Annotated in this window: 10 protein-coding genes; 6 read left to right on the top strand and 4 right to left on the bottom strand. The window is 71.1% G+C overall.

Features of this window, described 5'->3' with window-relative positions; all coding sequences use genetic code 11:
* Position 1: 1 nt before the first annotated feature.
* Entirely contained in the window at positions 2-3451 is a 3450-nt protein-coding gene (gene dnaE, locus HNQ70_RS09935) for a DNA polymerase III subunit alpha (protein ID WP_183966951.1), read from the bottom strand.
* A gap of 96 nt (positions 3452-3547) precedes the next feature.
* Between dnaE and trhO the strand changes: the two genes are divergently transcribed.
* Positions 3548-4264, top strand: coding sequence for an oxygen-dependent tRNA uridine(34) hydroxylase TrhO (trhO, locus tag HNQ70_RS09930; RefSeq protein WP_183966949.1), 717 nt, complete (start codon positions 3548-3550; stop codon positions 4262-4264).
* Positions 4264-5151, top strand: coding sequence for a DMT family transporter (locus HNQ70_RS09925; protein ID WP_183966947.1), 888 nt, complete (start codon positions 4264-4266; stop codon positions 5149-5151). The genes trhO and HNQ70_RS09925 overlap by 1 nt, the downstream gene beginning before the upstream one ends.
* 125 nt (positions 5152-5276) lie before the next feature.
* Here HNQ70_RS09925 and HNQ70_RS09920 read toward each other — a convergent pair whose 3' ends face one another.
* Together HNQ70_RS09920 and HNQ70_RS09915 are read right to left on the bottom strand one after the other, a co-directional pair.
* The gene (locus HNQ70_RS09920) at positions 5277-5837 is read right to left on the bottom strand and encodes a flavodoxin family protein (RefSeq protein WP_183966945.1); all 561 of its coding nucleotides are present in this window, start codon (positions 5835-5837) and stop codon (positions 5277-5279) included.
* 10 nt (positions 5838-5847) lie between these two features.
* On the bottom strand, positions 5848-6546 hold the full coding sequence (locus tag HNQ70_RS09915) for a pirin family protein (RefSeq protein WP_183966943.1): 699 nt from the start codon (positions 6544-6546) through the stop codon (positions 5848-5850).
* A gap of 137 nt (positions 6547-6683) precedes the next feature.
* Here HNQ70_RS09915 and HNQ70_RS09910 point away from each other — a divergent pair, with 137 nt between their 5' ends.
* Together HNQ70_RS09910 and gluQRS are read left to right on the top strand one after the other, a co-directional pair.
* Positions 6684-7682: a LysR family transcriptional regulator gene (locus HNQ70_RS09910; protein WP_183966941.1), complete on the top strand. Its 999-nt coding sequence runs from the start codon at positions 6684-6686 to the stop codon at positions 7680-7682.
* Positions 7679-8599 (top strand): tRNA glutamyl-Q(34) synthetase GluQRS, encoded by a 921-nt coding sequence (gene gluQRS / locus HNQ70_RS09905; RefSeq protein WP_183966939.1) that lies wholly within the window; start codon positions 7679-7681, stop codon positions 8597-8599. The genes HNQ70_RS09910 and gluQRS overlap by 4 nt, the downstream gene beginning before the upstream one ends.
* A gap of 77 nt (positions 8600-8676) precedes the next feature.
* On the opposite strand, the gene HNQ70_RS09900 is transcribed toward gluQRS, so the two are convergent.
* Complete coding sequence (locus HNQ70_RS09900) at positions 8677-10164, bottom strand: DEAD/DEAH box helicase (protein ID WP_246434897.1); 1488 nt, start codon at positions 10162-10164, stop codon at positions 8677-8679.
* 175 nt (positions 10165-10339) lie between these two features.
* Between HNQ70_RS09900 and HNQ70_RS09895 the strand changes: the two genes are divergently transcribed.
* Both HNQ70_RS09895 and HNQ70_RS09890 read left to right on the top strand, forming a co-directional pair.
* Complete coding sequence (locus HNQ70_RS09895) at positions 10340-10942, top strand: hypothetical protein (RefSeq protein WP_183966937.1); 603 nt, start codon at positions 10340-10342, stop codon at positions 10940-10942.
* 178 nt (positions 10943-11120) lie between these two features.
* Positions 11121-11711, top strand: coding sequence for a DUF2889 domain-containing protein (locus HNQ70_RS09890; protein WP_183966935.1), 591 nt, complete (start codon positions 11121-11123; stop codon positions 11709-11711).

Raw genomic sequence — 11711 nt, 5'->3', positions numbered from 1 at the left:
ATCAGTACTCGACCGAGACGTCCTGCGCGTGCAGCCGGCTGCGCGCCTCGACGATCAGGTCCTCCTGCGGGCGCACCCGCCAGTCGGCGCCGAGCTCCACCGAGCAGCGGGCGTCGGCATTGCCGTATTCGACGACCACCGGCATCGCGGGCGCGTCGCCGGCGCCCTGCGGCCGGTACGGGTGGATCACCTCGCGCAGCAGCCCGGCCTCGGCGAGACCGTTCAAGCGGATCGTCAGCCGCTTGCCGAATTCCTGGCGCGCCTCGGTCAGGCCCAGCACCCGCTCGGCGATCACGCGCTGTCCGCCGCTGTAGTCGTCGCGGCTCACCTTGGCCTGGATCACCAGCAGCTCGTCCTCGCGGATCAGCGTGCGGAAGCGCTCGAAGGTCTCGTTGTAGAGCGTGACCTCGAGCGCACCGGTGCCATCGTCCAGCATCACGATGCTCATCTTTCCGCGCCGGCTCATCTGCGTGCGCTGCGAGGCCACGATGCCGGCGATCCACTGCGGCTGCTGCGCGGGCTGCAGGTCGGCGAGCTTCGTTCGCGCGAAGCGGCGCACCTCGGCCTCGAAGCCGTGGAACAGGTGGCCGGTTAGGAAGAAGCCCAGCGCGCTCTTCTCCTCCTGCAGCCGCTGGCGCTCGCTCCAGGGCGCGACGTTCTCCCAGTCGATGGGCGCGCCGCCCTCGGCGTCGCCGGCGTCGAACAGGCTCACCTGGTCGACCGAGGCGGCCGCGGCGTCGGCCGCCTCCATCGCCTTGCCCACGTTGGCGAGCACCCGGGCACGATCGGGCTCCAGCGAATCGAAGGCGCCGGCGCGCGCCAGCGCCTCGATGGTGCGGCGGTTGACGAGCTTGCGGTCGATGCGGGTGCAGAACTCGAAGAGGTCGGTGAAGGGGCCGGCCTCGCGCGCCTTCAGCACGTTCAGCACCGCGTTCTCGCCGGAGCCCTTTACCGCGCCGAGCCCGTAGCGGATGGCGCGCTCGGACACCGGCTGGAACCGGTAGCCGGAGGCGTTGATGTCGGGCGGCAGCACCTGCACGCCGTTGGCCTTGCAGTCGGCGACGAAGAACTGCAGCTTGTCGGTGTCGTCCATCTCCGACGACAGCGTCGCGGCGAGGAACTCCGACGGGTAGTAGGCCTTCAGCCAGGCGGTGTGATAGGTGACCACCGCATACGCGGCGGTGTGCGACTTGTTGAAGCCGTACTCCGCGAACATCGCCATCAGGTCGAAGAGGCGGTTGGCGAGGTCGACCTCGTAGCCCTTCGTCTTCGCGCCCTCGACGAACAGCCCGCGGTGCTCGGCCATCTCCTCGGGCTTCTTCTTGCCCATCGCACGCCGCAGCAGGTCGGCGCCACCCAGCGTGTAGCCGCCGATGGTCTGCGCGATCTGCATCACCTGTTCCTGGTAGACGATCACCCCGTAGGTGGGCTCCAGGCAGGCCTTCAGGTCCGGGTGGAAGTAGTCGATCCGCTGCTCGCCCTTCTTGCGCAGGATGAAGTCGTCGACCATTCCGGAGCCCAGCGGGCCCGGCCGGTAGAGCGCCAGCGCGGCGATGATGTCCTCGAAGCGGTCGGGCTGCAGCTTCTTCAGCAGCTTCTTCATCCCGTCGCTTTCCACCTGGAAGATCGCGGTGGTGTTCGCGTCCTTCAGCACCTGGTAGGCCCTGGGATCGGTGAAAGCAAGCGTGGAGAGGTCGAGCGGCTTCTCGGGGTGGCGGGCGTTGATGTAATCGACCGCCATCTGCAGGATGGTCAGGTTGCGCAGGCCGAGGAAGTCGAACTTCACCAGGCCCACCGCCTCGACGTCGTCCTTGTCGTACTGGCTGACGACGGAATCGGTGCCCGGCGCCTTGTACAGCGGACAGAAGTCGGTGAGCCTGCCGGGCGCGATCAGCACGCCGCCGGCATGCATGCCGACGTTGCGGGCGAGGTCCTCCAGCGGCTCGGCCAGCGCCAGCAGTTCGCGCACCTCGTCCTCGCGCTCCTCGCGCTCGCGCAGCAGCGGCTCGGCCTCGCGCGCCTTGGCCAGCGACACCGGCTTGTTCTGCACCACCGGGATCAGCTTGGAGAGCTGGTCGCAGAAGTTGTAGCCCATGTCGAGCACGCGGCCGACATCGCGGATCACGGCCTTGGATGCCATGGTGCCGAAGGTGGCGATCTGCGACACCGCCTGCTCGCCGTACTTGCCGCGCACGTACTCGATGACCTTCCAGCGGTTCTCCTGGCAGAAGTCGATGTCGAAGTCGGGCATCGACACCCGTTCCGGGTTCAGGAAGCGCTCGAACAGCAGCGCGTAGGGGATGGGGTCGAGGTCGGTGATGCCCAGCACGTAGGCCACCAGCGAGCCCGCGCCCGAGCCCCGGCCCGGGCCCACCGGCACGCCGTTGGCCTTGGCCCAGTTGATGAAGTCGGCAACGATCAGGAAGTAGCCCGGGAAGCCCATCTGCACGATGGTGTCGCACTCGTACTCGAGCCGGCCCTCGTACTGCTCGCGCTTCGCTTCGCGCTGCGCCTCGTCGGGGAACAGCTTCACCATCCGCTCGCGCAGGCCTTCGCGGGCCTGCTGGCGCATGAAGTCGTCGAGCGTGACGCCCTCGGGGGTGGGGAACTGCGGCAGGCTGGGCTTGCCCAGCGTCATCGGCAGGCTGCAGCGGCGCGCGATCTCCACGCTGTTGGCCAGCGCCGCGGGCAGGTCGGCGAACAGCGCCTCCATCTCGGCCTGGCTCTTGAAGTACTGTTCCTCGGTGAAGCGGCGCTGGCGGCGCGGGTTGGCGAGGATCTCGCCCTCGGCGATGCAGACCCGCGCCTCGTGCGCGCGGAAGCCGTCGCGCTCGATGAACTGAACGGGGTGCGTGGCCACCACCGGCAGCCCCAGCTGCGCGGCCAGCCGCGCAGCCGCCCGGGTGTGGGTTTCGTCCTCGGGGGCGCCGGCGCGCTGCACTTCCAGGTAGTAGCTGCCGGGAAAGCGCGCGGACCAGCGCTGCGCCAGTTCCGCGGCGGCCTCGTCCTGGCCGCCCAGCAGCGCCTGGCCCACGTCGCCCTGGCGCGCGCCCGAGAGCAGGATCAGGCCGTCGTTGCCGCCCTCGTCGAACCAGGCTGGGGAAAGCTCGGCGCGGCCCCGGTACTCGTTCTCGAGCCAGGCGCGGCTGATCAGCTCGCACAGGCGCAGGTAGCCCTGCGGGTTGAGCGCCAGCAGCAGCATGCGCGCGGGCCGGTCGCGATCGGCCTCGTTGGCCAGCCAGCAGTCGGCGCCGAGGACGGGCTTGACGCCCTTGCCGCGCGCCGCCTTGTAGAACTTGATCCAGCCGAAGAGGTTGACCAGGTCGGTGATCGCCACCGCGGGCTGGGCGTCGGCCACAGCGGCATCGACCAGCGCATCCACCCGGACGGTGGAGTCGGTGATCGAGTATTCGGTGTGGACGCGAAGATGGACGAAACCGGGCTGCCGCATCGGTAGAATTCTACCGCCCCGGGCTCCCGGCGCCTGCCCGGGACCGCCCCGCCAGGACCCGAGCCGGCCCCCGCGGACAGAACACGAGGACCGCCGATGATCCTGAACCTCAGCGCCTACCGCTTCGTCGACCTCGACGACCTGCCTGCCCGCCGCGCGCGCCTGCGCCGCGCCGGGGAGGAACTCGGCCTGCGTGGCACGGTGCTGCTCGCGCCCGAGGGCATCAACCTGTTCGCCAGCGGCCCCGAGGACGCGGTCGAAGCCTTCATGCGCCTGCTCGAGGAGGACCCGCCGCTGGCAGGGCTGCAGCCCCGGCGGACCTGGTCGGAGGCGATCGCCTTCGACCGCTGGCGGGTGCGCCTCAAGCGCGAGATCATCACGCTGCGCCAGCCCGCCGTGCGGCCCCGCGCCGGGCGCGCGCCCGCGGTCTCGCCGGCCACGCTGGAGCGCTGGCTGCAGGCAGGCCACGACGACGAAGGCCGCGAGATCGCGCTGGTCGACACCCGCAATCGCTACGAAGTCGAAGCGGGCAGCTTCGCCGGCGCGATCGACCCCGGGCTGAACAACTTCGGCGAGTTCCCTGCCGCGATCGATGCGCTGCGGCCCCGGCTGGCCGGCAGGCGCGTGGTCACCTTCTGCACCGGCGGAATCCGCTGCGAGAAGGCCGCGCTCTGGATGGACGAGGCCGGCTTCGAGCACGTGGTCCAGCTCGACGGCGGCGTGCTCGGCTACTTCGAGGCCGTGGGCGGGCGGCACTGGGAAGGCGGGCTCTTCGTGTTCGACAAGCGCGAAACCGTGGTTCCGGTCGCCTGATGGACGGCCCGGATCGCCGCACCCACCGGCGCGCGGTCGCGCTGCTGTGCTTCTGCTCGCTGTGCTGGAGCATCGCCGGCGTCTTCACCCGGCACCTGGAGCAGGCGCAGGGCTTCGAGATCACCTTCTGGCGCAGCCTGTTCTGCGCCATCGGTGTGCTGCTGGCGCTCACCTGGCAGCAGCGCGGCAACCCGCTGCGGCCGGTCGTCGCGATGGGCCTGCCCGGCCTGCTCGCCGGCACGATGTGGGGCGCGATGTTCGTCTGCTTCATTCTCGCGATCACCCGCACCAGCGTGGCCAACACGCTGCTGGTCAGCAGCATCACGCCGCTGCTCGCCGCGCCGCTGGGCTGGCTGGTGCTGCGCGAGCGGGTCGCCGCGCGGACCTGGCTGGCCATCGGCGCTGCCCTGGGCGGCATCTGGTGGATGGTGCGCGACGGGGTGTCGGCCGAAGGCCTGTCCGGGATGCTGATCGCGCTGGGGGTGCCCACCGCCGCCGCAATCAACATCGTGCTGCTGCGCCGGATGCACGCGACGGTGGATCTGGCGCCGGCCGCGCTGATCGGCGCCGCGCTGTCCTGCCTGGTCACGCTGCCGCTGGCCCTGCCCTTCCAGGCCAACCTGAACGACATCGCGATCCTGGCGCTGCTGGGCTTCGTCCAGCTGGCGCTGCCCTGCATGCTGTTCGTGCGGGCCGCGAAGCACCTGTCCGCGCAGGAAATGGCCCTGATCGCCCTGCTCGAAGTGGTGCTCGGTCCGCTATGGGCCTGGCTGTTCGCCGGCGAGGCAATGGGGGTTGCCACCCTCCAGGGCGGCCTGATGGTGCTGGCGGCCCTGGTGATGAACGAGCTGGCGGGACGGCGCTGGGCGGCGCCCCGGCCGGCCTGATCGACGCTGCGCCCTGCCTGCCAGCTCCTCCGCCCGCCCGATCAGCTCCGCCGCCCGCCCGATCAGCTCCGCCGCCTGCCCGGTCAGCCCCGCCGCCTGCCCGGTCAGCTCCGCCGCCTGCCCGGTCAGCCCCGCAGCCGCCTCGCGAAGCCCGCGATCCGCCGCCCGTAGGCCAGCGCGGAATCGATGTCGCCCCTGGGCGGGCTGATCTCGGGCGGGACGTTGTCCGCCTGCGCCATCACGCCGTACCAGCCGCCCAGCCGGTTGATCTCGTCCGGCGCCCCGGGCCGCTGCGCCGGCATGGTGCCGGTGCCCACCCAGACCATGCCGTGCTGCATCGCCAGCGTGGCCAGGTAGGTCAGCGTCGAGAACTTGTCGCCGCTCATCGACAGCGAGCAGGTGAAGCCGCCGGCGATCTTGTCGCGCCAGAGACCGCTGAACCAGGCATTCGCGGAGGCGTCCGCGAAGGTCTTGAACTGCGCTGACGGGCCGCCCATGTAGGTCGGCGCGCCGAACACGATGGCGTCGGCGGCCTCGAGCGCCAGCCAGCCCTGCGCGTCGATCTCCTCCACCGCCAGCAGCTGCGCTGACGCGCCGGGCACGCCGGCCGCGCCCTCGCCCACCGCCTCAGCGAGCTTCCGTGTGTGGCCGTAGCCGGAGTGGTAGGCGATGACGATCCGGGTCATCGGAGGCGGCTCACGGCAGATCGAAGACCAGGACCTCGGCCTCACGCCCGCCCTCGAGCACCAGCCGCTCCTCGCCCGCTAGCTTCAGTGCGTCGCCGGCCTCCAGCCGCTGGCCGTTGACCATGAGCGCACCGCGTGCCATGTGGACGTAGATGCGGCGCCCCGGCGCGATCGGCAGCTCCGCCCGTTCGTCGCCATCGAACAGCCCCGCATGGACGCTCGCATCCTGGTGGATGGTCACCGATCCATCGCGACCGTCGGACGAGGCGATCAGCGCGAGCCTGCCGCGCTTGGCGTCGGCGTCGAAGCGGCGGTCCTCGTAACCGGGTTCGATGCCGCGCGCCGAGGGCTCGATCCAGATCTGCAGGAAGTGGGTCTGGCCGAGCTTGTCGTGGTTGAACTCCGAATGCTGAACGCCCCGGCCAGCGCTCATGCGCTGCACGTCGCCGGGCCGGATCACCGAGCCGTTGCCCATGTTGTCGCGGTGCGCCAGCGCGCCGTCGAGCACGTAGCTGATGATCTCCATGTCGCGGTGGCCGTGCGCGCCGAAGCCGGTGCCCGGGGCCACGCGGTCCTCGTTGATCACCCGCAGCGGACCGAAGCCCATGTGCCGCGGATCGTGGTAACCGGCGAAGGAAAAACTGTGGAAGGACTGCAGCCAGCCATGGTCGGCATAGCCGCGCTCCTCGCTCCTGCGGATCTCGATCATCGAATTCTCCCTTTCTGCGTTCGTCGTCCGGCAGGGTCCGGCAACGCCGGCCCTTCCGGTGCATGGCCTCCATCTTCGGACATCCATGGGGCCTTGCGGGCGGTATGATTCGCAGACTTCGTTCAAATTAATTGAACATGAGCCTGACGCTGGAAGCCATCTCCGTGGTCGACGCGATCGCCCGGCGCGGCAGCTTCGCTGCGGCGGCGGCCGAGCTCGGCAAGGTCCCCTCGGCGCTCACCTACACGGTGCGCCGCATCGAGGAGGAGCTGGACGTGCTGCTCTTCGACCGCCGGGGCCGCCGCGCCCGGCTCACCCCCGCCGGCGAGGAACTGCTCGGACAGGGCCGCCTGCTGCTGCGCGCCGCCGACGACCTCGCCTGCCGGGTCCGCGAGGTGGCCAGCGGCTGGGAGGTGGAGCTGCGCATCTCGCTCGACGCGCTGGTCTGCTTCGACCGGGTGCGGCCGATGCTCGACGACTTCTACCGGCTCGGCGCACCCACCCGGCTGCGCTTCGGCCAGGAGGTGCTCGACGGCGGCTGGGACGCACTGCTGACCGACCGCGCGGAGCTCGCGATCGGCGTGGTTCACGACGCGCCCGCCGAAGTGCTGGCCGGCGGCCGCTTCGCGATGCGCCCGCTTGGCGAAGTCCCCTTCGTCTGGTGCGTGGCGCCGCACCACCCGCTGGCCGGCGCCGACGAGCCCATTCCCGCCGACACCCTGATCCGGCATCGCGCGGTGGCTGTCGGCAGCACCGCGCGCCACCTGCCGCCGCGCTCCTCTGGCCTGCTGTCGGGACAGGACCTGCTCACCGTCGCCAGCTTCGAGCAGAAGATCGCGGTGCAGGTGGCGGGGCTGGGCGTGGGCTGGGTGCCCGAGCCCTTCGCGCGGCCCTGGCTGGCCTCGGGGCGGCTTGTGGCGAAGGAGGTGGAGCAGCCCCGGCCGACCACCGCGCTGCGCTACGCCTGGCGCAGCGGAGACCGCGGCAAGGCGCTGGCCTGGTGGCTGGAGCGTCTCGAGGTGGCCCGGGTGCGCGAACGCCTGCTGGCGGGGCCGGTGTCGGCGCTGGACGCCGAGCCGACGCCCGGGCGTCGCCGCGTCGATCCGAAGCCTCGAACCAAGGCGGGCGCGCGATGACGCGGGCGCGCTGCTCCTACGTCGGCCGCTTCGCCCCCTCGCCCACCGGCCCGCTGCATGCGGGATCGCTGGTCGCGGCGCTGGCAAGCTGCCTCGACTCCCGCGCCCATGGCGGCCGCTGGCTGCTGCGCATCGAGGACCTCGACCCGCCGCGCGAGCAGCCCGGCGCCGCGCAGTCCATCATCGACACGCTGGCCGCCTACGGCTTCGAGCACGACGGCGCGATCGAATACCAGAGCCGCCGCAATGCGCACTACCAGGCGGCCTTCGATCGACTGCTGGCCGCCGGCCTGGTCTATCCCTGCGCCTGCACGCGCCGCGAGATCGCCGACTCCGTGGCCCGGCAGGGGCAGGACCCGGGGCGCCACGCCGAACTGGTCTACCCCGGCACCTGCCGCAACGGCATTGCCGGCGGCCGTGCGCCGCGTGCCTGGCGGGTGCGGGTCGACGACGCGGTGATCGACTGGACCGACCGCAGCGGAGCCGCCTTCCACGAGCGCCTCGCCAAAGAGGTGGGCGACTTCGTGCTCAGGCGCGCCGACGGGCTGTGGGCCTACCAGCTGGCGGTGGTGGTGGACGACGCGGGCCAGGGCGTGACCGACGTGGTGCGCGGCGCCGACCTGATCGGCTCCACCGCGCGGCAGATCCACCTGCAGCGGCTGCTCGGCCATCCGACCCCACGCTACCTGCATGTGCCGGTGGTCACCGACGCGCACGGCGAGAAGCTGTCGAAGCAGACGGGGGCGGCAGCGCTGGCCCTGCACGATCCACTGCCCGAGCTGGAGCGGGCGCTGGGCCATCTCGGGCTGCGCGGGACCGGAGCGGTCACGCTTGGCGGCTTCTGGCGAGCGGCGGTGTGCCTGTGGCGGGCCGCCTGGGTGGACCCGGCGGCATCGCCCGAGTCGGTGCGCGGCTGAGACGAAATCGACCGCTGGCAGCACCCAGGCGCGCGAGCGCATGCCGCGCTCGCGAAGGCCAGTCGAACGCGCTGGCCTCAGCCCTTCTTGCCGCCCAGCAGCGCCGCCACCGGCCTGGAAGAGCGCTTGCGTCCGGAGGCGGGGGCCGCAGCCGCATCGCCCTCGGCCGGCTGCTTCTCGTCCTCGGGGGACTCGTAGGGCTTGAAGAAGAAGGGGTCGTTGGAATAGCCGGCCAGCGGCGGGCCGGATGGCCGGGGCGTGCGTCGGGCGCCGCCACGGTCCTCGGTGCGCCGGGGGGCGCGCGCTTCTTCGCTCTCGCCGCGCGGACGCTCAGTGCGTTCAGGACGCTCGCCGCGCGGCCGTTCGCTTCGTTCGCTGCGCTCGGGCCGGGCGCCGCGTTCGCGCGGCGGGGTCACCACGGCCAGCGACTCGACCGGGATCTGCCGCTTGATCAGCTTCTCGATCTCGGCGAGGTAGCGCTCCTCGGCAGGCGTCATCAGCGACAGCGCGATGCCGCTCGCGCCCGCCCGGCCGGTGCGGCCGATGCGGTGCACGTAGTCTTCCGGCGAGTACGGCAGGTCGTAGTTGATGACCGCCGGCAGCTCGGCGATGTCCAGGCCGCGGGCGGCGACGTCGGTGGCCACCAGCACGACGATCTCGCCGCGCTTGAAGGAATCCAGCGTGGCCAGGCGCTCCTGCTGGCTCTTGTCACCGTGGATCGCGGCGGCGTTCAGGCCGTCCTGCACCAGCTGGCGGGCAAGCCGCCCGGCGCCGATCTTGGTGTTGCTGAACACGATGACCTGTGAGAGCCCGTTGTCGCGCACCAGCTTGGCCACCGCGGCGCGCTTGGCTTCGGTGCTGTCGACCTTGTACGCCTTCTGCTCGACGTTCTCGGCCGTGGCATTGCGCCTGGCGACCTCGACCGACACCGGGTTCTGCAGGAAGCTCTCGGCGAGCTTGCGGATGTCGCCCGAGAAGGTGGCCGAGAACATGAGGTTCTGGCGCTTCTTCGGCAGCAGGTTGATGATGCGCTGGATGTCAGGCAGGAAGCCCATGTCGAGCATGCGATCGGCCTCGTCCATGACGAAGATCTCGACCTGCGACAGGTTGACCGTCTTCTGCTCGACGTGGTCCAGCAGGCGGCCAGGCGTGCCCACCAGCACCTCGACGCCCTGGCGCACCGCGGCGATCTGCGGCTTGATGTCCACCCCGCCGAACACCACTGCGGAGCGCAGCTGCGAATGTTTGGCGTAGGCAGCCACGTTGACGTGGATCTGGTCGGCGAGCTCGCGCGTGGGCGCGATGATCAGCGCGCGCACCGGATGGCGCAGCGGCGAGGCGCTGGAGCTGGCCTTGGGCAGCAGCAGCTGCAGGATGGGCAGCGCGAAGCCGGCGGTCTTGCCGGTACCGGTCTGGGCGGCGCCCATGACGTCGCGGCCCTGCAGCACCAGGGGGATGGCCTGTGCCTGGATCGGGGTGGGCTCGGTGTAGCCCATCTCGGTGACTGCGCGCAGGATGGGCTCTGCGAGCCCGAAGTCGGCGAAGGCTTTGATTTCTGTAGTCAAATTTGCTCGTTGGCCGGCAGGACGCCGGCAGGGGTGTTCGGACAGGAGGACTCTTGCCAGGAATCCGCCAGAATCCGCTATTGTCCCCTTTTACCGGGCTGCTGAAAACCCTGACCTTCGGCCGGCCCCTGGCCCCGTCCGACGCACCGCCCCCGCGGGCCCCATAATCGCGCCAATGAAGACCGCAAGACCCGTTCCCCGCCTGCGCCGATACGCAGCGGCCGCCGCCCTGAGTGCGCTCCTCGGCCTTGCCGCCGGCTGCCAGTCCCTGCTGCCCGATGCCGCCACCCACACCGACGTCGAATGGCGGAGCTACGAGGAGGCGCAGCGGGCCATCGAGAGCATCGAACCCTACCGGACCACGAAGCAGGATCTCCTCGCGATGGGACTGGACCCCGGCAAGAACGCCGCGATCACCATCCTCAGCTACTCCGAGATCCTGCAGCGCTTCGCCGCCGGCTCGGCGCTGCGCCCGGAGGACTACGACCGCGGCATCCGCGACTGCCTGCTCGCCGGCAAGGCCTGCGTTGCCTACTCGCTGCAGATTCGCCGGGTGCGCAAGGAGCGGGTGGGCAACTTCTGGCTCGACTCGCTGAACTTCCGCCGCGAGACCGACATCACCGGCTGGAGCTTCAACGCGCTGCTCATCCTGGTCAACGACACGGTGGTGTTCACGCTGCACGGAGGCCAGCCGCGCATCCACGAGCAGGAGCGGGTGCGCAATCCGCTCGGCCCGCTGCAGGGCTGGGGCGACCAGGTGCCGAACTTCGTGCGCTGATCCGCAATCCCCGGAACGCCGGCGCCGTCCCGCGAGGTCGCACCGCCGCGCCACAGGCTAGACTCGTCGCACTCCCGGCGCTGCCCGCCCGGCGGCCCGTGCCGCCGGCATCGGCGCCTGCCTTCGACGAACCCCGGGCGGGCCCGCCGCGGCCCGCCCACAGCCCCCGAGCATCCCCATGAGCCTGTCCGCCCCGGCCGCGCGCCGTCACCTGCACACCCGCAGCATCGTCTGCGAAGGCTTCCGCCGCGACGATGGCCTCTGGGACATCGAAGCCCAGATCGTCGACACCAAGACCTACGGCTACGAAGAGCCCGACCGCGGCCTGCGCAATCCCGGCGACCCGGTCCACCACATGGCGGTCCGCCTCACCCTGGACGACCGGATGGTGGTCCAGGGCGTCGAGGTCAGCATGCCGGCCACGCCCTACACCACCTGCCTGACCGCGGCGCCGGCCTATCAGGGACTGATCGGCCGGCAGGTCGGCCTGGGCTGGCGGCGCGCGGTGAACGAGTGCGTCGGCGGAACCCGCGGCTGCACCCATGTGCGCGAGCTGCTGTTCCCGATGGCCACGGTGGCCTTCCAGACCATGGGCGGCTGGAAGGAAAAGGAGACCGGCACTGAGAACCTGGATGACGTGCCGGCCAACGCCAGCGGCCGACCCTACTTCCTCGACGGCTGCAAGTCCTGGGCAGTGGACGGTCCGGTGGTCGCGCGGCTGCACCCGCAGTTCGCGGTGCGCCGCGCGCCGGCTGCCGAGGAGCGCTGA

This window comes from Quisquiliibacterium transsilvanicum (assembly GCF_014202215.1).
Classification (GTDB): domain Bacteria; phylum Pseudomonadota; class Gammaproteobacteria; order Burkholderiales; family Burkholderiaceae_E; genus Quisquiliibacterium; species Quisquiliibacterium transsilvanicum.
Note: the sequence above shows the minus strand (reverse complement) of the source record. Positions and strands in the feature narration are given on the sequence as shown.

Excerpts from the sequence above, each read along its gene's own strand:
- dnaE (WP_183966951.1), bottom strand. The coding sequence starts at position 3,451 with ATGCGGCAGCCCGGTTTCGTCCATCTTCGCGTCCACACCGAATACTCG.
- trhO (WP_183966949.1), top strand. The coding sequence starts at position 3,548 with ATGATCCTGAACCTCAGCGCCTACCGCTTCGTCGACCTCGACGACCTG.
- HNQ70_RS09925 (WP_183966947.1), top strand. The coding sequence starts at position 4,264 with ATGGACGGCCCGGATCGCCGCACCCACCGGCGCGCGGTCGCGCTGCTG.
- HNQ70_RS09920 (WP_183966945.1), bottom strand. The coding sequence starts at position 5,837 with ATGACCCGGATCGTCATCGCCTACCACTCCGGCTACGGCCACACACGG.
- HNQ70_RS09915 (WP_183966943.1), bottom strand. The coding sequence starts at position 6,546 with ATGATCGAGATCCGCAGGAGCGAGGAGCGCGGCTATGCCGACCATGGC.
- HNQ70_RS09910 (WP_183966941.1), top strand. The coding sequence starts at position 6,684 with ATGAGCCTGACGCTGGAAGCCATCTCCGTGGTCGACGCGATCGCCCGG.
- gluQRS (WP_183966939.1), top strand. The coding sequence starts at position 7,679 with ATGACGCGGGCGCGCTGCTCCTACGTCGGCCGCTTCGCCCCCTCGCCC.
- HNQ70_RS09895 (WP_183966937.1), top strand. The coding sequence starts at position 10,340 with ATGAAGACCGCAAGACCCGTTCCCCGCCTGCGCCGATACGCAGCGGCC.
- HNQ70_RS09890 (WP_183966935.1), top strand. The coding sequence starts at position 11,121 with ATGAGCCTGTCCGCCCCGGCCGCGCGCCGTCACCTGCACACCCGCAGC.